Genomic DNA, 16,547 nt, shown 5'->3' with positions numbered 1-16,547 from the left:
GGGGATGAAAGGGCTTATACAAGGTCGCGCTGCGCCAGATCCCGAATCCGCGTAACAAGCGTGGCGGGATTGCCAGCCCTTTCAAGCAGCAGCGCCCGCGCCGCCACGCCCATGTGGCGCTGCCCCTCGGCATCCTGCACCAACCGGACCAGCCGCTGTGGCAGATCGGCGGATGCACAGCCTGTTGCCGCCCCCGCTGCATCAAGATCGGCGTAATCGCCAGCGTGGTTTTCGACATGCGGCCCGTGCAGGATGGCACAGCGCCATGCCGCCGGTTCCCATGGTGTATGACCGCCCACCTCGACGAAAGAACCGCCGGTGACGCAGATCCCGGCGGCGTGATACCAGTGCTCCATCTCGCCCAGCGTGTCGGCCAGCAGCACCGGCGCGCTTTCGGTTGCACCCTGACTGCGCCGGGAAAACTCCAGCCCCCGCGCCGCGATCAGGGCCGCCACAGCATCGCCGCGCCGCGGGTGGCGCGGGGCAAGGATCAGCCGCAGCTGTGGCACCGCCTCGCGCGCGGCAAGCCATGCATCAAGGATCGGCGCCTCCTCGCCCTCGTGGGTCGAGGCAGCCAGCACGGTACACCAGCGCACTGGCCCGTCCTGACCCGGCTCGACCCGCGCCGGACCCAAAAGCTTGAGGTTCAGGCGTGGGGTCAGCGCCGCCTCGGGCAGCCCAAGCTTAAGAAGCCGCGCCTCGCTACCCGCATCTTGGGCAGAAAGCGCGTCGATGCGGCGCAGCATCGGCCCGATCAGCCCCGGCAACCTGCCCCAGCGCAGCGCCGAGCGTTGCGACATGCGCGCGCCCACCACCACCTGCGCAACCCCCCGCGCCGCCGCGATGGCCGAGCGGTTGGGCCAAAGCTCATTCTCGACCGTGACCAGAACGCGTGGCCGTATCCGGTCCAGAAAGCGCCCCACAGCCTGCGGCACGTCCAGTGGCGCAAGGGCAGCCGCATGGCCAAGCCCCCGCACCAGCTCGCGGCCAGTAAGGCTGTTCGTGGTCACCATCAGGGGAAAGCCACGCGCAAGCTCTTCGGCCAGCAGGCGGACCGAGTTGAATTCACCCACACTTGCCGCATGCAGCCAGATGCCGCCGGGCGTCACCTCTGGCCCGGACAGGGCCAGCCGTTCGCGCCAGTCGGCACCGGCAAGGGGCGCGGCCAGCCCCAGCGCCGCGCCGGCAAGCGCCGTAGCGCCGCGCCAGATCAACGCAGCGCGGCCTCGGCTGCTTCACGGATGGCACGGATGTTCTCGCCATAGGGCGCGGCGTTTGAAACCGAGCCGCCCCGGAACACTGCCGAACCCGCGACCAGCACATCGGCCCCCGCTGCCGCAACCAGCGGCGCGGTGGTCGGATCGACGCCACCGTCGATTTCGATATGCACGGGGCGGTCTCCGATCATGGCACGCAGTTCACGCACTTTTCCGATCTGGCTGTGGATGAACTTTTGCCCACCAAAGCCGGGGTTCACGGTCATCACACAGATCAGGTCGACATCATCAAGCAGTGGCCGCGCCGCCTCGGCCGGGGTGCCGGGATTCAGCGCCAGACCCGCCCTGGCACCCGCTCCGCGAATGGCCTGAAGCGTGCGATGAATATGCGGCCCGGCCTCGACATGGGCGGTGATGAAATCGCTGCCCGCCTCGGCAAAGGCCTGGATATAGGGATCGACCGGCGCGATCATCAGATGCACATCCATGACGCCGCGGATATGCGGACGGATCGCCTTGCACATCGCAGGACCAAAGGTCAGGTTCGGTACGAAATGGCCGTCCATCACATCGACATGGACCCAGTCGGCACCCTGGTCCTCGACCGCGCGGCACTCTTGGCCGAAATTGGCGAAATCCGCGGAAAGAATCGAAGGCGCGATCTTGATGCGGCGATCAAAGGTCATGGCTGGCTCCCTGCATTGCGCCGGTCCGGGTTATCGCCCCAGCCCGCCGGCCGTCAACACACATGAAAGTCGCAAGCCCACAGGCGGAACGCGGCCCCTTGGGCTTTTCCACGCAGCGCCTATATTGGAAGCCAAGGCGCAAGGCCGCTGACGGCCCCGCGCATTCCGCATTCCGAAGGACTTGCAATGACCGAAACGAAGGAACTTTCCTGGGACGACAGCGTGCTGCCTTTCCAGCTTGAACGCTCGGACATCCGCGGCCGCATCGCGCGTCTTGGGCCGGTTCTTGAACATATCCTGTCTCGCCACGACTATCCGGTGCCCGTCAGCGCCGTGCTGGCTGAACTGACCACGCTGACCGCGCTGATCGGCCAGACTATCAAGCTGCGCTGGAAACTGTCGCTGCAGGTGCGCGGCAATGGTGCCGTCCGCACCATCGCAACCGATTACTACGCCCCCGAAACCGAGGGCGGTCCCGCCCGCATGCGTGCCTGGGCCAGCTTTGATGCCGATCGCCTGCAGCTTGACCGGCCCGGCTTTGACCAGATCGGTCAGGGGTATTTCGCTGTGCTGATCGATCAGGGTCAGGGGACGACACCCTATCAGGGGCTGACTCCTTTGGCCGGCGGGTCGCTTGCCGCCTGTGCGCAGACCTATTTCGAGCAGTCCGAACAGCTGCCCACCCAGTTTGAACTGACGGTGGGTCGCTCGCGCCTGCCCGGCCATCATGATGAGCATTGGCGCGCCGGTGGCGTGATGCTGCAGACCCTGCCCGCCTCCAGCCACGCCTCTGCTGATCCCGAGGAGGAAAACCTCAAATCCGCCGACATCCTGCAAGGCGCGCAGTCCGAGGACTGGAACCGCGCCACCACGCTGATGTCGACGGTCGAGGATATCGAGCTGGTCGATCCCACCCTGCCGCTGCCCAATCTGGTCTATCGCCTCTTTCACGAGGATGAGCCGACCAGTTTTGACCGGCAAAATCTGGTCTTTGGCTGTTCGTGCAGCGCCGACCGGGTGCGCGGCACGCTGTCGATCTATTCTGCCAAGGACATCGCCCATATGACTAATGCCGATGGGATCGTGACCGCCGATTGCCAGTTCTGCGGCGCTCATTACGAGTTCGACCCCCAAAGCCTTGGGTTTGACGCGACGGTCGACGCCAAAGGCAAGCCTCTGCCCCACAGCGACGCCCGGGAAAGCCGGGCCGGGCTTTGATGGCGACGCTGCGCGAAAAGCTGATGCAGGCCCTGTCGGTACAGACGGGGCCTTCGTCAGATTACGATTTCGCCAGTGCGCCGCCCCCCGCTGCCGAAACCGCGCTGCGCCCGGCAGGCGTGCTTGCCGGGTTTGACGCCAGCAACGGGCGGTTGATCCTGACCAAGCGGGCCTCAAGCCTGCGCTACCACCCCGGGCAAATCGCGCTGCCGGGCGGCAAGGTCGACCCCGACGACCGGGATGAGGTCGCCGCCGCGCTGCGCGAGGCACAGGAGGAAGTCGGCCTTGACCCCGCACAGGTCGAGGTGCTGGGCACCATGCCGCCGCATCGCACCGTCACCGGCTTTGCGATGACCCCGGTGCTGGCGCTGATCCATGCCCCTTTTACCCTCACCCCCGAGGCGAACGAGGTCGAAGAGGTCTTTACCGTCCCCTTTGCCCATATCACCAACCCCGCGAATTACCGTATCGAGGGCAGGCACTGGCGCGGGGCGCGGCGCGATTATTACGTCGCTCCCTGGGGCCCCTATTATATCTGGGGCGCCACCGCCCGCGTACTGCATTCCCTTGCGACAAGGCTTTCTGCATGACCCGTCTGACCGCGCCCTTTCTAGACGATCCGGCCCTGAAACAGGTGCTGGCCGCGCTGTCGGCCGAGGGTGCACAGGCGCTGATCGTCGGCGGCGCGGTCCGTAACGCCCTTTTGGGCGAACCGGTAGCAGATGTGGATATCGCAACCTCGGCCCGGCCCGGGGAAACGCTTCGCCTTGCCGAAACCGCCGGGCTGCGCACCGTCCCGACCGGGATCGACCACGGCACCATCACCGTCATCGCCGGAGGGCGCGGCTTTGAGGTGACAAGCTTTCGCCGCGATGTCGAGACTTTTGGCCGCCGCGCCGTCGTCGCCTATTCCGACCGGATCGAAGAGGACGCGCAGCGTCGCGACTTTACCATGAACGCGATCTACGCCACCTCGACAGGCGAGGTGCTGGACCCGGTCGGCGGGCTTGAGGATCTGGCCAGACGCCGGCTGCGCTTTGTCGGCGACCCCCATGACCGGATTTCCGAAGATTACCTGCGTATCCTGCGTTTTTTTCGCTTTCTTGCCTGGTATGGTCGCGAGGCCGAGCTGCAGGCGGTCGCCGCCTGCGGTGAGCTGCGTGAAGGGCTGGCCCGCATCTCGCGTGAGCGGATCGGGTATGAGATCCGCCGGCTGCTGAACGCGCCCGACCCTTCGCCCTCTGTGGCGCTGATGACGGAAACCGGGGTGCTGACACAGGTCCTGCCCGGTGCCGATGCCAGCGACCTGCCCGAGTTGGTCGAGGCCGAGCATGAATACGGCACCGGCGCGCTGACCGCCTGGCCGCGCCGCCTGGCGTTGCTTGCCCCCCCGGACGCGGCCGAGGCGCTGCGCCTGTCGCGGGACGAGACGCGGACGCAAGACCAGATCGCACAGGCCCTGACCATGCCCGCCCCGGTCGCCGCCTATCATTTTGGCCGCGCCGTCGCCGCGCAATCGGTGCTGATCCGGGCGGCCCGGGGTGAAACTCCGCCCTTTGGCTGGTGCCATCGGCTTGCGCGCGGGGCCGAGGCAAAATTCCCACTGACCGCCCGCGACCTGATGCCCCAGCTTTCAGGCCCCGCATTGGGTCAGGCGCTGCGTCGCGCCGAGGCCGCCTACATCGACAGCGATTTCACCCTGCCGCGCGAGGCGCTGTTGCAAATCGCACTGCAACCAGAGGCCGGAAGCTGATGCACGAATTTTTTGCCCGCATGATTGATGCTTTCCGCCCCGCCGAAGGTCCGCCGCCGCGCAGCCTGCTGGCCTTTTTCCGCTGGTGCCTCTCGGGGGCTTGGCCGGGGCTGACGGTCGCGGCGATTGCCTCGGCGCTTGGCGGGATTGCCGATGTCGTCTCGGCGGTGATGCTGGGCTGGGTGGTCGATGCAGTCATCTCGACCCCCGTCGACCGGATCTGGGCCGATCAGGGCGGGCTGATCCTTGGCTTTGTCGCCTTTTTCCTGCTGATTCGTCCGGCGATCTTTGGCCTTTCGACCGCCAGCTCCAGCGTCATCATTGGCCCGAACATCCTGCCGCTGGTGTTGTCGCGGTTGCATCGCTGGACGATGGGCCACGCGGTCACCTTTTTTGACAACGACTTTGCCGGGCGCATTGCACAAAAGCAGATGCAAACCGCGCGCGCAGTGACCGATGTCGCAACCGAATTCGTGAACGTGGTCGCTTTTGCGCTGGCCTCGGTGATCGGCTCGGCCGCGTTTCTGGTCTCGGTCGACGGATGGGGGGCACTGGCGCTGATTGTCTGGCTGGGCTCTTATCTGCTGCTGATCCGCTTTTTCCTGCCCCGCATCCGCTCACGCTCGGCCAGCCGTGCCTCGGCCCGTGCCATGGTCACGGGACAGGTCGTCGATACGATCACCAATATCAAGACCGTCAAGCTTTTCGCCCATGCCGAACACGAGGACCGCGCCGCGCTTGGCGCCATGGCCGGTTTCCGCGAACGGGCACTGGATTTCGGCCGCGTCTCGACCTGGTTCCGGCTGTCGCTGATGACCATCGCGGGTGCGCTGCCGGTGATTCTCGTCGGGGGCAGCATCCTTTTGTGGCGACAGGGGCTTGCAACGGCAGGCGACATCACCGCCGCCGGCGCCATCGCCATGCGGCTGGCGCAGATGACCGGCTGGGTCAGCATGGCCCTGATGGGCGTCTGGGGCAGCATCGGTGAGGTCGAGGACGGGATGCAGACCCTTGCGCCGCCCCATGCCCTGACGGATGCTTCCGATGCCATCTCTCTGGGCCGAGTCCGGGGCGGCATCGACTTTGACCATGTCGATTTCGCCTATGGTCGCGACAAGGGGGGCATCCGCGATCTTGATCTGCATATCGCCCCGGGCGAAAAGCTGGGGATCGTCGGGGCCTCGGGGGCGGGGAAATCGACCATGGTGTCGCTGCTCTTGCGGCTTTACGACGTCGATCGCGGCGCGATCCGGGTGGATGGCCATGACGTGCGTGCCGTAACCCAGGAAAGCCTGCGCCGCAACATCGCCATGGTCACGCAGGAAACCGCGATGTTCAACCGCTCGGCGCGCGAGAACATCCTCTACGGTCGCCCTGACGCCAGCGAAGAAGATATCGTCGCTGCGGCCCAGGCCGCCGAGGCGCATGACTTTATCCTGACGCTGCGCGACCATATGGGACGCACCGGCTATGACGCCCATCTGGGCGAGCGGGGCGTGAAACTGTCCGGTGGCCAGCGCCAGCGTATCGCCCTTGCCCGTGCCTTGCTCAAGAACGCCCCGATCCTTGTGCTGGACGAGGCGACGAGCGCGCTTGACAGCGAGGTCGAGGCGCAGGTTCAGGACGCGCTGCACCGCGCCATGCAGGGCAAGACGGTGCTGGCGATTGCGCACAGGCTTTCGACCATTGCCGAGCTTGACCGCATTGTGGTGCTGGAGGCAGGCCGCATTGTCGAACAGGGCACCCATGCCGAACTGCTGGCACTGAACGGCACCTATGCGCGCTACTGGAATCGCCAGTCGGGCGGTTTCCTTGGCACCGAGGATGATGACGAGACCGCCGAGGCAGCCGAGTGACAATCTGGACAGTTGAACGTCTGGGCCGCAAGGGCGATGGCGTGGCCGTCAGCGGCGATCAGCGAGCCCTTGTCGCGCTGACCCTGCCCGGAGAAGAGATTGAGGGTGACCCTGCCGAGGGCCGCATTGCCGCGCCGCGCATCGTGACGCCCTCGGTCGATCGGGTACGAGCGCCCTGCCCGCATTACCGCGCCTGTGGTGGCTGCTCGCTGATGCACGGCTCGGAAAACTTCGTAAAGGCGTGGAAAGTCGGCGTAGTGACCGAGGCGCTGCGCGCGCAGGGGCTGTCTGCGCCGGTTGCGGGGGTTCATGTTTCGCCGCCACGCTCGCGTCGCCGTGCGGTATTGTCGGGGCGCAGGACGAAAAAGGGCGCTCTGCTTGGCTTTCACGCCCGTGCCTCTGATGTGATCGTCGATATCGCAGATTGTCATGTGCTGCGCCCAGCCATCCAATCCGCCCTGCCCTTTCTGCGCCAGCTTGTGACGGCAGGTGCCTCACGCTCGGGCGAGGTTTCTCTGGCAGTGACCGAGACACCGGCGGGGCTGGATATCGCGGTCACCGGTGGCAAGCCGATGACGCCCGGTCTGTTCCAAAGCCTTTCAGCGCTGGCCGATCAGGGCGATCTGGCGCGGCTAAGCTGGGACGGTCAAGGCATCACCCGCCGGCCGCCTGCATTGCCCATGGGCCGGGCGCTGGTCGTGCCGCCTCCGGGCGGGTTTCTGCAGGCCACGGCCGAGGGCGAGGCCGCGCTGCTTGCCGCCGTGCGCGACATGGTTGGGGATGCGGACCGGGTGCTCGATCTGTTCTCGGGCTGCGGCACCTTTACCCTGCCCCTGGCCGAAACAGCGATGCTGCACGCGGTCGAGGGGTTGGCAGCGCCATTGAAGGCACTGGATGCCGCCGCACGCCGCGCCCCCGGCCTGCGCCGAATCACGACCGAGATTCGGGATCTGGCCCGCCGTCCGCTCTTGCCTGATGAGCTGGATTATGACGCAATCGTGATCGACCCACCCCGTGCCGGTGCAGAAACGCAGGCCCGCGAGATTGCCCGAGCCGTGGTTCCACGGCTCGCCTGGGTCAGTTGCGACCCCGTCACTTTCGCAAGGGATGCGCGAATTCTTGCCGAGAGCAGCTATATTTTGACGCGGCTCTTTGTCGTTGATCAGTTCCGCTGGTCGCCGCATGTCGAGACCGTCGCCGAATTTCGTCGCCGCTAGCGAATTTTTAATCTTTGTGGTATTTCATAATAAAACGAAGCGCATAGCGCACTTAGAGGGCAGTGATGATTCGGGCAATTCGCGCATTCTTCGCGGTTGTCGCAGTGGCCGTTGTGGCCAGTTGCGGCGGTGGAGACAGTCTGCAACCCAGCAAGACCTATCAGGGGCCACCCATCACCCAGGTTGTGGTGAAAAAGGGTGAGCGCAAGATGTATATGGTCAGCGGCAAGGAAGTGATCAAAAGCTACAAGATCAACCTTGGCAACCAGCCGGTCGGCCCCAAGCAGTACGAGGGCGACGGGCGCACGCCCGAGGGCATGTATTTCATCGACCGGTTCAACCCGCGTAGCCGCTATCACCTGTCGGTGGGCATCTCTTACCCCTCGGCTCAGGACGTAGCACGTGCAGCTACCATGGGACTCAGGCCCGGCGGGGACATCTTCATCCACGGCCTGGGCCCCGAAGGACGGGCACTGAACCGCCCGGATTGGACCGCTGGCTGTATCGCTGTCACCGATGAAGAGATCGAAGAGATCTTTACCATGCTAAGGCCCGGCGTTCCGGTCTTTCTCTACCCGTAACGGCGGCTTGCCGGGCATAGGAGAAAACTCGCCTTAGCCCCGACTAGCCCACGGGAAACAAGAACGATGACATGCGAAAGGCCCCGGAAATCCGGGGCCTGTTTATTTGCGCGATCCGCAGCGGGATGTATCCGGACCACAAGTACCTGGCGCGATCCGCCGGATGGGTCCCGTCGACACCGGTCGAAAAAGGCCGCTGGGGATGAGCAAGGTCGGGATAAGGAGGTCACCTGCACATGACGCAGCCGTATTCCACTATCCACTAGCCCCGCGGATCGGCAAACGACGAGACATGAAAAAGGGGCAGCCAATACCGCCCCTTTGCGATTCGGTGACCCGGAAAATCAGATACCGGCGCCGGGCGCAGCAAAGCTGCCGGCTACCATATTCGACGCGCCGCCCGCACCGCCGGTGATCAGCACCCACCAGATCTTGCCCGACGGTTCCTGATACCAGCCCATGCCCAGCTCGGTCGCACGCGGGTCCATGATCACGTCACGGGTGTCGCGGTTCTGCATCCATGCGTTCAGCGTGGTGATCTCGTTCTCATAGGTCTCCGAGATGTTTTCGCCGATCAGGTGGCCCGAATAGCCCTGACGCCGCACACGGTCGAGCGGCGACGAACCGTCCGAGCCAAAGTGCCAGGCGCGGTTCTGTGCCGCCATGTCACGGGCATGGGCCTGGGCAGCCGCGTCCAGCATCGGGTTCTGGATCATCGCGGGCGCAGCGACATTGGCGCGCAGCGAGTTGACCTGGCCCAGAACGCGGCCGGGGATCTGCGCTGCCTCACGCGGGGTAATCTTGTATGCGACCGGCAGCGGCTGCCCGTCGGGGCCCAGTTGCTGGGCCGGCCTTTGGCAGGCCGAAAGGGCCAGCACCGACACAAGAGCCAAGGTAGCGAATTTCAACATGATGTCCTGTCCCCAAAGGAGGTTTTGCGTCAGCCATACAAAAGCGCGCGAGCTGCTTCAAACCCAAGATTGCGTGATAGCCACAGGCTGCGACTCTGTTGCGACAATGACGCCAGTTTGAATTGCAAGGCGTCAGGCGCAGGCGTAAATCGCGACTCCAGCAAGACCTATTCACACATTCGGGCAAAGAAGGCCGCGCCAAGCGGCCCGTCACTATCAGGAGCGACACATGATCACGCCGAAAAATCCGGTTTCGCGCCGGAAATTCCTGACCGCCTCGGTGGCTCTCGGCGCTACGGGGCTGGCAGCCCCCGCCATCGCACAGGCCATCGACCCCTATACCGGGCTGCCGCTGCAAGGTACGGGCGGCGGCGCCACGCCTGACGCGGGCATGGTGCAATATGATCCGAATCAGGATTCGCGCCGCAATATCTCCAGTTTCCGCATGCAGGACTGGCAGCCCTACTTCAAGGATCTGACCAATGGCGCGATCCTTGTCGATCTGACCTCACGCGCGCTGCATTACTGGTCCGAGGATCAGTCGGTCTACAAACTGTTCCCGACCTCGGTCCCGGTCAGCCCCGACCTGACCCGCACCGGCCGGACCGAGATCATCAAGAAGGTCAAAGGGCCGAGCTGGGCTCCGACCCCCGAGATGAAAAAGCGCAACCCCGAATGGCCGGATTTCGTGCCGCCGGGCCCCGATAACCCGCTTGGCACCCATGCGCTGTGGCTCAGCTGGCAATATTACCGCATCCACGGCACCCATGACACGCGCAAGATCGGCCGCAAATCCTCGAACGGCTGCATCGGGCTTTACAACGAGCACATCTCCCAGCTTTACGATCTGACCACGATCGGCACGCAGGTGCTGCTGATCTGACCGGCCAGCAAAGACTGTGAATGCAAAAGGGGCCTTTCGGCCCCTTTTTTCGTGCATATTCATACGCTGCGGCGCACAGGACCGCGTCTGGTGCCAGCCCCTGTCAAACCCAGCCCGCGAGGTTTTCCCCGATCACCGTGGTCAGCACCTCGATATGGTCAGGCTCGGCGTTGAGGCAGGGAATATAAGTGAACTCCTCGCCCCCGGCATGGATGAAGGCTTCGCGGATCTCGCCCTGAATTTCCTCAAGCGTTTCGATGCAATCGGCAGAAAAGGCCGGAGAGATCACCGCAATCCTGGTAATCCCCTGCTTTGCCAGCTCGGCCACATGCTCGACCGTATAGGGGCGCAGCCATTCCTCGCGGCCAAAGACCGATTGGAAGGTCGTGTCGATGGCGTCCTCGGGCCAGCCCAGATGTTCACGCAGCAGACGCGTCGTCTTTTGGCACTGGCAATGATAGGGATCGCCTTCAAGCAGATAGCGCCGCGGCATACCGTGATAGCTGGCGACCAGCTTGCCGGGCCGGGTCCCGCCCAGCGTCCGCTCGACCGACGCGGCCAGCGCCGCGATATAGTCGGGACGGTCGAAATAGGCCGGCACGGTCCGCGCAGCGGGCTGCCACTTCTGCTGCATAAGTGCGCGAAAGAACTGGTCGTTCGCGGTTGCGGTCGTCGCACCCGCATATTGCGGGTAAAGGGGGAAAAACAGGATGCGGTCGCACCCTGCCTTGACCATCCGATCCACCACGTCAAAGGTCGAAGGGTTGCCATAGCGCATGCAAAAATCAACCATCACCCGGTCGCCCCACAGCGCCGTTGTCCGCTGGCGCAGCGCCTCGACCTGATCTTTGGTGATGGTCATCAGCGGGCTTTCGTTCTTTTCGTAATCCCAGATCTGACGGTAGTTCGCGCCAGAGGTAAAAGGCCGCTTGGTCAGGATGATGGCCTGCAAAAGCGGCTGCCATTTCCACGCCGGATAATCGATCCCCCGCCTGTCCGAAAGGAACTCGTTCAGATAGCGCCGCATCGACCAGTAATCAGGCGAATCGGGGGTGCCCAGATTGGCGATCAGCACGCCGATCTTGCGGGAAGGAATCTGCGGGTGGCTGGCGGGGGCGTGCTCGGCAGGGATCATTCGGGCTTTCTCACGCGGGCAAGGGCTTCGGCCAGCGGCATTTTGGCCGAGCCGGGACGAAGCGGTTTTGGCTGGCTGGCGTCGGGCGCCCATCCGGTCAGAAAGACCAGATCAAAGGTTGCCCGGATGCGCGTTCCATCCTGTGGGTCGGGATGGTTTTCGGCATAAAGCGCGGCGGCCCGCAACAGGACATCTCGTCGCGTCGGGCGCCGCAACCGCTGCGCCAGGGCATTGCCTTCGCCCATGGCGCGCAGATCGCGGGCCAAGTGAAACAGATTGCGATAGCTTACCGTCTGCGCGATCTGGTCAGCCACCGGCAGGGCAAGCCCGGCACGTGGTAAAAGCGCGCCCAGATCGCGGATCTCGCCCATGGGCAGCACGCGCGGCGACAGGCCCCCTGCGACCTCGACCTCGGCCCGGGTCAGCGAATCGCGTAGTTCGTGCAGTGTGCGTCCCCCCGGACAGGTAGCGATAAACAGCCCGTCCGGGTGCAGGGCACGGGCGCATTGCGCGATCTGACCCACGGGGTCCTCGGCCCAGTGCAGCGCCATGGCATGGATGACGAGATCATGCGCACCTTCGGGCAGATCAAGAACGGGATCGTCGCTGACAATACGCGCCCCGGGCAGAACGGCCCGCCAAAAATCCGGCCAGCCGGTAACGACAGCGATGTCGTTAAACCGTCTGTTAACCTCTGCAAGCCTATCCTGAATCTCGTCGGCGACGATTCGGTGCAGGAAGTCGGCCGGCCCCTGGCGCAGGGCGCGGATTCGGTTCCGCATAAGTGCCGGGCGGTCGGTCAGACTGGGAACAGAAGGGGGGCGATCAGGCATCATGGGGGTGCAACATAGGGGGCTTCGCCGCCTGATGAAAGGCGCATTGCGGCTGGGTTTCCCACCGCAATGCCTTAGCTGCGGTACTCCTGTTACCGAAGAAGGCGGGCTATGTGCGCTCTGCTGGCGCGAAGCTGATTTCATTCACGGCACTTGCTGCACATGCTGCGGAGCACCCCTGCCCGACTCTGGCGATGCGGACACAGAGGCTGGCGATCTGCTGTCTTGCGACGAATGTCTGATCACCCCGCGCCCATGGCAGAGCGGACGGGCGGCACTGGTCTATCGCGGTACCGGGCGCAAGCTGGCCTTGATGCTGAAACATGGCGACCGGCTGGATCTGGCACCGGCACTTGGGGGGGGCTTGCACGGACGGCGGAACCGCTGGTGCAGCCGGGAATGGTGGTGGTGCCGGTTCCGGTGCCGCTGCGCAGGCTGCTCAGGCGCAAATACAATCAGGCCGAGATACTGGCCCGGCCCGTCGCCCGGGCCTATGGGCTGGACTTTCTGCCCGGCGCGCTGCGGCGGCTGCGTCATACGCCGATGCAGGATCATCGCAGCGTCACCGACCGTTATGCCAACCAAAAGGACGCCATCACTGCGCCCACGCGGATAGCGCAACGATTGCAGGGGCGGCCGGTGCTGCTTGTTGATGACGTAATGGCCTCGGGTGCGACGCTTTGTGCTGCTGCGACAGCACTTAACGCAGCGGGGGCGGGACCTCTTTCCATCCTGGTGCTGGCGCGGGCGGTCAAGGATGCCTAGATAGGGGGCCGGACAATGAACATCGGGATGCATCCATGGCCAAGGTCGAAATCCATACCACGCCCACCTGCCCTTATTGCCACGCGGCAAAGTCGCTGCTGCAACGCAAGGGCATCGCCTATGAAGAGACCGATGTAAGCCGTGATCCCAAACTGCGCGAGGCCATGACCCAGCGCGCCGGGGGCCGCCGGACGGTGCCGCAGATATTTATCGACGGTCAGCATATCGGCGGCTCGGACGATCTGCATGCGCTTGACCGTCAGGGCCGGCTGGACGGGCTGCTGAGCCTGACCGCATGAGCAAAGGCGTCACTGCCGGGCTCGTACAGCTGAACGTCTCGGACGACCCCGAGCGCAACCTTCCCGAAACGCGGACCCTGATCCGCGAGGCCGCGCGACAAGGCGCGACCTGGGTCCTGACGCCCGAGGCGACGAACCTGCTTGGCGCGAGTCGCGAGCGGCAAGAGATGATTCTGCGCCCCGAGGCTGAGGACCAAACACTGGCCGCCCTGCGTCATGAGGCGCGGGATCTGCGCATCTGGCTGTTGATCGGCTCTCTGTCACTTAGGACCGGTGAGCCGGGCGAGACCCGCTTTGCCAATCGCAGCTTTCTGATCGCACCGGACGGCAGCATCCGCGCCCGTTATGACAAGCTGCACATGTTCGATGTGACCGTTTCAGAACGCGAATCCTACCGCGAATCCGCAGCTTTCCGGCCCGGAGATCGCGCAGTTCTGGCAGAGGGTCCTTTGCCGGTCGGCATGACGGTTTGCTACGATCTGCGCTTTCCCTACCTTTACCGCGCGCTCGCCAAGGCGGGGGCGACGGTCCTGACAGTTCCGGCGGCCTTCAACGACACGACCGGTGCCGCGCATTGGGAGGTGCTCTTGCGCGCACGCGCCATTGAAACAGGCAGCTTTGTGTTGGCACCGGCGCAATGCGGCACCCATGCCACCCATGCCGAACCGGACCGCCCAACCCGTCGCAGTTATGGCCATTCGCTGGCGGTCAGCCCGTGGGGCGAGGTCCTCGCCGATGGCGGGACCGAACCGGGGGTGACTCTCGTGACGCTTGACCCGGCGGCGGTTGTCGATGCACGGTCTCGCATCCCATCACTGACGCATGACCGGAATTTCACGGGCCCATGATCCATAAGACCCAAGACAGCCCGCAAGGGCATGCCGACGGCTCGGCCGAGGCCCTGGCCGCCAGCCTGTTTTCCGAAGTGTTTATCGCCGACCAGCTGGCGCGCGATCTGATTGGCAAGGCACTGCCCAAGGGCATGCAGATTTCGCATTTCTCGGTGCTGAATCTGCTGGCCCATCTGAATGTCGAGCGCACGCCTGCCGAACTGGCCGAAGCCTTTCACGTCACGCGCGGCGCCATGACCAATACATTGTCACGGCTGGAATGGGCCGGGCATATTCATATTCGCCCCGATTGGGACGATGCGCGGCGCAAGCTGATCGCCATCAGCCCGGCGGGTCGTGCGGCGCGGGACGCGGCACTGGCTGCCTTTATGCCGCGCATTGCCGATGTGGTGCGCGATGTGGGTGCCGACCGGGTGCGTGCGGCGCTGCCGGTGCTGCGCATGCTGCGCAAACAGCTGGAGGAAACCTTGGGACAGGAACATCGCGGACCGGCAGGGCGCTGACCCGCTTTGCCCCGTCACCCTTCGCGCAGAGCGGTCAGGACATAGTTCACCGACAGGTCGCGATGCGACAGCGACCAGCTCCAGCCCAGAGGGTTAAAGACCATCCCGCAGCGATCAACAACGCTAAGGCCTGTGATCTCGGTCATCTGCGCAAGTTCACCGGGGGTGATAAAACGCCGCCAGTCATGCGTGCCCTTGGGCAGCCAGCGCATGATCCACTCGGCCCCGACGATTGCGGCGGCAAAGCTGCGCGCCGTGCGGTTCAGGGTTGAGACGATCAGCATCCCGCCCGGCGCCACCAGATCGCGACAGGTGGCGATGAACTGGGCCGGGTCGGCGACATGCTCGACGATCTCCAGCGCCATCACCACGTCAAAACGCAGCCCTTCGGCAGCCAGCGCCTCGGCGGTGGTGGCGCGATAGTCGATAGGCAGCCCCTGCTCTTCGGCATGAAGGCTTGCAATGGCGATGTTGCCCTCGGCCGCGTCGGCCCCCGTCACCAAGGCCCCTAGCCGCGCCATAGGTTCGGCCATCAGCCCGCCGCCGCAGCCGATGTCAAGAATCGCCAGATCGCGAAAAGGCATGGCCCCGGTCAGGTCACGGCCGAATTGGGCGGCGATTTGCGTCGTGACATATTCCAGCCGGGTCGGGTTCAGCATATGCAACGGCTTGAACTTGCCCTGAGGGTCCCACCATTCCCGCGCCATGGCCTGAAACTTGGCGACCTCGGCGGGGTCGATGCTGCTTGGGGCGGCGGTATCTGGTCTTTCGGTCATCTGGCCGTCCTTGATGTGGCGGGCGCGTGCGAGGCGCTATATAGTGGTGCCATGGACAGATTGGCAGGGCAAATCGGCGGCATGTCGTCGCATGGCAGACTGCACGCGATGGTCGAACCCTTCGACCGCCGTGTGCTGGATGTTGGCGACGGACATCAGCTGCATGTCGAACAAAGCGGCAATCCCGACGGGGTGCCGGTGATCGTCCTGCATGGCGGGCCGGGCGGAGGGTGCAGCCCGTATATGCGGCGCTTCTTTGATCCGTCGTATTACCGGGTCGTGCTGTTTGACCAGCGCGGCTGCGGACGCTCGCAACCCCATGCCTCGGTCGAGGCCAACACGACCCGGCACCTGATCGCCGATATCGAGATCATCCGCAGCACCCTTGGGATCGAACGGGCAACCCTGTTCGGCGGCAGTTGGGGCGCAACGCTGGCCGTCGCCTATGCCGAAGCCCATCCCGACCGGGTCGGGGCCATGGTGCTGCGCGGCGTTTTCCTTGGCCGCCGGTCCGAACTGAACTGGTTCTACGGTGGCGGTGCCGCGCGCTTTTTCCCCGACCGTTGGGCCGAGTTTCAGGCCCCGATCCCCGAGGCCGAGCGGGGCGACATGATCGCCGCCTATCACCGGCGGTTGTTCAGCGGCGACCGGGGGCAGGAAACGCGCTTTGCCATGCCCTGGCTGGTCTGGGAAAACACTCTGGCAGGGCTTGAAATCATCGGCGCCGGCCATGCTCCCCCCGATTACGCCCGCACCTTTGCCCGGCTCGAGAATCACTATTTCGCAAATGGCTGCTTTCTCGAAGAGGGGCAGCTTTTGCATAACCGCCACCGGATTGAACATATCCCCGCCGTGATCGTGCAGGGACGCTATGACATGGTCTGCCCCCCCAGCACCGCGTGGGAGCTGGCCGAGGGCTGGGACAAGGCCGAATTGCGGCTGGTACCGGCCTCGGGTCATGCGCTGAGCGAGCCGCGAATCGCCGCTGAACTGGTGCGGGTCATGGACGGGTTGCGCGATGGAACGCGCCAGAGCTGACACGCCCTTTGCGGGGTTTCCCGGC

At 64.7% G+C, this 16,547-nt stretch carries 17 protein-coding genes and 1 pseudogene; 12 read left to right on the top strand and 6 right to left on the bottom strand.

Annotation, left to right across the window (positions count from 1 at the left end; all coding sequences use genetic code 11):
* Positions 1 to 14: 14 nt before the first annotated feature.
* A complete protein-coding gene (locus tag PARACOCCUSGL_RS0104595) occupies positions 15 to 1,214 on the bottom strand; it encodes a 3-deoxy-D-manno-octulosonic acid transferase (protein WP_010393572.1) in 1,200 nt (399 codons plus the stop codon).
* Positions 1,211 to 1,903, bottom strand: a complete 693-nt coding sequence (gene rpe / locus PARACOCCUSGL_RS0104590) for a ribulose-phosphate 3-epimerase (RefSeq protein WP_010393570.1) — start codon at positions 1,901 to 1,903, stop codon at positions 1,211 to 1,213. Before rpe ends, PARACOCCUSGL_RS0104595 begins: the two co-directional genes overlap by 4 nt.
* Before the next feature lie 186 nt (positions 1,904 to 2,089).
* On the opposite strand from rpe, the gene PARACOCCUSGL_RS0104585 reads away from it, so the two are divergent.
* The 6 genes from PARACOCCUSGL_RS0104585 to PARACOCCUSGL_RS0104560 all read left to right on the top strand — a co-directional run bounded on the left by PARACOCCUSGL_RS0104585 (position 2,090) and on the right by PARACOCCUSGL_RS0104560 (position 8,528).
* The gene (locus tag PARACOCCUSGL_RS0104585; RefSeq protein ID WP_010393568.1) at positions 2,090 to 3,121 is read left to right on the top strand and encodes an Hsp33 family molecular chaperone HslO; all 1,032 of its coding nucleotides are present in this window, start codon (positions 2,090 to 2,092) and stop codon (positions 3,119 to 3,121) included.
* A complete protein-coding gene (locus tag PARACOCCUSGL_RS0104580; RefSeq protein WP_010393567.1) occupies positions 3,121 to 3,711 on the top strand; it encodes a CoA pyrophosphatase in 591 nt (196 codons plus the stop codon). The genes PARACOCCUSGL_RS0104585 and PARACOCCUSGL_RS0104580 overlap by 1 nt, the downstream gene beginning before the upstream one ends.
* Positions 3,708 to 4,874, top strand: coding sequence for a CCA tRNA nucleotidyltransferase (locus tag PARACOCCUSGL_RS0104575; protein ID WP_010393565.1), 1,167 nt, complete (start codon positions 3,708 to 3,710; stop codon positions 4,872 to 4,874). The genes PARACOCCUSGL_RS0104580 and PARACOCCUSGL_RS0104575 overlap by 4 nt, the downstream gene beginning before the upstream one ends.
* Complete coding sequence (locus tag PARACOCCUSGL_RS0104570) at positions 4,874 to 6,730, top strand: ABC transporter ATP-binding protein (protein WP_010393562.1); 1,857 nt, start codon at positions 4,874 to 4,876, stop codon at positions 6,728 to 6,730. The genes PARACOCCUSGL_RS0104575 and PARACOCCUSGL_RS0104570 overlap by 1 nt, the downstream gene beginning before the upstream one ends.
* Positions 6,727 to 7,947, top strand: coding sequence for a class I SAM-dependent RNA methyltransferase (locus PARACOCCUSGL_RS0104565; RefSeq protein WP_010393560.1), 1,221 nt, complete (start codon positions 6,727 to 6,729; stop codon positions 7,945 to 7,947). Before PARACOCCUSGL_RS0104570 ends, PARACOCCUSGL_RS0104565 begins: the two co-directional genes overlap by 4 nt.
* A gap of 65 nt (positions 7,948 to 8,012) precedes the next feature.
* Positions 8,013 to 8,528: a murein L,D-transpeptidase family protein gene (locus PARACOCCUSGL_RS0104560; protein ID WP_010393556.1), complete on the top strand. Its 516-nt coding sequence runs from the start codon at positions 8,013 to 8,015 to the stop codon at positions 8,526 to 8,528.
* 344 nt (positions 8,529 to 8,872) lie between these two features.
* Here PARACOCCUSGL_RS0104560 and PARACOCCUSGL_RS0104555 read toward each other — a convergent pair whose 3' ends face one another.
* Complete coding sequence (locus PARACOCCUSGL_RS0104555) at positions 8,873 to 9,439, bottom strand: CAP domain-containing protein (RefSeq protein WP_010393552.1); 567 nt, start codon at positions 9,437 to 9,439, stop codon at positions 8,873 to 8,875.
* 229 nt (positions 9,440 to 9,668) lie between these two features.
* On the opposite strand from PARACOCCUSGL_RS0104555, the gene PARACOCCUSGL_RS0104550 reads away from it, so the two are divergent.
* On the top strand, positions 9,669 to 10,322 hold the full coding sequence (locus PARACOCCUSGL_RS0104550) for a L,D-transpeptidase (RefSeq protein WP_010393551.1): 654 nt from the start codon (positions 9,669 to 9,671) through the stop codon (positions 10,320 to 10,322).
* A 103-nt stretch (positions 10,323 to 10,425) separates the two neighbouring features.
* On the opposite strand, the gene hemH is transcribed toward PARACOCCUSGL_RS0104550, so the two are convergent.
* Together hemH and PARACOCCUSGL_RS0104540 are read right to left on the bottom strand one after the other, a co-directional pair.
* Entirely contained in the window at positions 10,426 to 11,457 is a 1,032-nt protein-coding gene (gene hemH / locus PARACOCCUSGL_RS0104545) for a ferrochelatase (RefSeq protein ID WP_010393547.1), read from the bottom strand.
* Positions 11,454 to 12,293 carry a methyltransferase domain-containing protein gene (locus PARACOCCUSGL_RS0104540; protein WP_010393545.1) on the bottom strand — a complete coding sequence of 280 codons (840 nt, stop codon included), beginning with the start codon at positions 12,291 to 12,293 and terminating at the stop codon, positions 11,454 to 11,456. The genes hemH and PARACOCCUSGL_RS0104540 overlap by 4 nt, the downstream gene beginning before the upstream one ends.
* 31 nt (positions 12,294 to 12,324) lie before the next feature.
* On the opposite strand from PARACOCCUSGL_RS0104540, the pseudogene PARACOCCUSGL_RS20270 reads away from it, so the two are divergent.
* From PARACOCCUSGL_RS20270 to PARACOCCUSGL_RS20265, 4 genes and pseudogenes are all read left to right on the top strand, one after another.
* Positions 12,325 to 13,055, top strand: a pseudogene (locus PARACOCCUSGL_RS20270) (double zinc ribbon domain-containing protein).
* 35 nt (positions 13,056 to 13,090) lie between these two features.
* Entirely contained in the window at positions 13,091 to 13,354 is a 264-nt protein-coding gene (grxC, locus tag PARACOCCUSGL_RS0104530) for a glutaredoxin 3 (protein WP_010393543.1), read from the top strand.
* Complete coding sequence (locus PARACOCCUSGL_RS0104525; protein WP_010393542.1) at positions 13,351 to 14,202, top strand: carbon-nitrogen hydrolase family protein; 852 nt, start codon at positions 13,351 to 13,353, stop codon at positions 14,200 to 14,202. Before grxC ends, PARACOCCUSGL_RS0104525 begins: the two co-directional genes overlap by 4 nt.
* Complete coding sequence (locus PARACOCCUSGL_RS20265) at positions 14,199 to 14,708, top strand: MarR family winged helix-turn-helix transcriptional regulator (RefSeq protein WP_010393541.1); 510 nt, start codon at positions 14,199 to 14,201, stop codon at positions 14,706 to 14,708. The genes PARACOCCUSGL_RS0104525 and PARACOCCUSGL_RS20265 overlap by 4 nt, the downstream gene beginning before the upstream one ends.
* A 14-nt stretch (positions 14,709 to 14,722) precedes the next feature.
* Here the strand turns inward: PARACOCCUSGL_RS20265 and ubiG are convergent, their stop codons facing one another.
* Entirely contained in the window at positions 14,723 to 15,484 is a 762-nt protein-coding gene (gene ubiG / locus PARACOCCUSGL_RS0104515) for a bifunctional 2-polyprenyl-6-hydroxyphenol methylase/3-demethylubiquinol 3-O-methyltransferase UbiG (protein WP_010393540.1), read from the bottom strand.
* A 51-nt stretch (positions 15,485 to 15,535) separates the two neighbouring features.
* Between ubiG and pip the strand changes: the two genes are divergently transcribed.
* Entirely contained in the window at positions 15,536 to 16,522 is a 987-nt protein-coding gene (gene pip, locus PARACOCCUSGL_RS0104510; protein WP_029371505.1) for a prolyl aminopeptidase, read from the top strand.
* Positions 16,523 to 16,547 lie beyond the last annotated feature (25 nt).

Origin of the sequence: Paracoccus sp. TRP, assembly GCF_000185925.1 — a bacterium.
Classification (GTDB): domain Bacteria; phylum Pseudomonadota; class Alphaproteobacteria; order Rhodobacterales; family Rhodobacteraceae; genus Paracoccus; species Paracoccus kondratievae.
The sequence above is the reverse complement of the archived record's forward strand: the minus strand, read 5'-3'. Positions and strand labels throughout refer to the sequence as shown.

Bases quoted from the DNA above. Each gene is read 5' to 3' on its own strand.
- rpe (WP_010393570.1), bottom strand. From the start codon at position 1,903: ATGACCTTTGATCGCCGCATCAAGATCGCGCCTTCGATTCTTTCCGCG.
- PARACOCCUSGL_RS0104585 (WP_010393568.1), top strand. From the start codon at position 2,090: ATGACCGAAACGAAGGAACTTTCCTGGGACGACAGCGTGCTGCCTTTC.
- PARACOCCUSGL_RS0104580 (WP_010393567.1), top strand. From the start codon at position 3,121: ATGGCGACGCTGCGCGAAAAGCTGATGCAGGCCCTGTCGGTACAGACG.
- PARACOCCUSGL_RS0104575 (WP_010393565.1), top strand. From the start codon at position 3,708: ATGACCCGTCTGACCGCGCCCTTTCTAGACGATCCGGCCCTGAAACAG.
- PARACOCCUSGL_RS0104570 (WP_010393562.1), top strand. From the start codon at position 4,874: ATGCACGAATTTTTTGCCCGCATGATTGATGCTTTCCGCCCCGCCGAA.
- PARACOCCUSGL_RS0104560 (WP_010393556.1), top strand. From the start codon at position 8,013: ATGATTCGGGCAATTCGCGCATTCTTCGCGGTTGTCGCAGTGGCCGTT.
- PARACOCCUSGL_RS0104555 (WP_010393552.1), bottom strand. From the start codon at position 9,439: ATGTTGAAATTCGCTACCTTGGCTCTTGTGTCGGTGCTGGCCCTTTCG.
- PARACOCCUSGL_RS0104550 (WP_010393551.1), top strand. From the start codon at position 9,669: ATGATCACGCCGAAAAATCCGGTTTCGCGCCGGAAATTCCTGACCGCC.
- hemH (WP_010393547.1), bottom strand. From the start codon at position 11,457: ATGATCCCTGCCGAGCACGCCCCCGCCAGCCACCCGCAGATTCCTTCC.
- PARACOCCUSGL_RS0104540 (WP_010393545.1), bottom strand. From the start codon at position 12,293: ATGATGCCTGATCGCCCCCCTTCTGTTCCCAGTCTGACCGACCGCCCG.
- grxC (WP_010393543.1), top strand. From the start codon at position 13,091: ATGGCCAAGGTCGAAATCCATACCACGCCCACCTGCCCTTATTGCCAC.
- PARACOCCUSGL_RS0104525 (WP_010393542.1), top strand. From the start codon at position 13,351: ATGAGCAAAGGCGTCACTGCCGGGCTCGTACAGCTGAACGTCTCGGAC.
- PARACOCCUSGL_RS20265 (WP_010393541.1), top strand. From the start codon at position 14,199: ATGATCCATAAGACCCAAGACAGCCCGCAAGGGCATGCCGACGGCTCG.
- ubiG (WP_010393540.1), bottom strand. From the start codon at position 15,484: ATGACCGAAAGACCAGATACCGCCGCCCCAAGCAGCATCGACCCCGCC.
- pip (WP_029371505.1), top strand. From the start codon at position 15,536: ATGGACAGATTGGCAGGGCAAATCGGCGGCATGTCGTCGCATGGCAGA.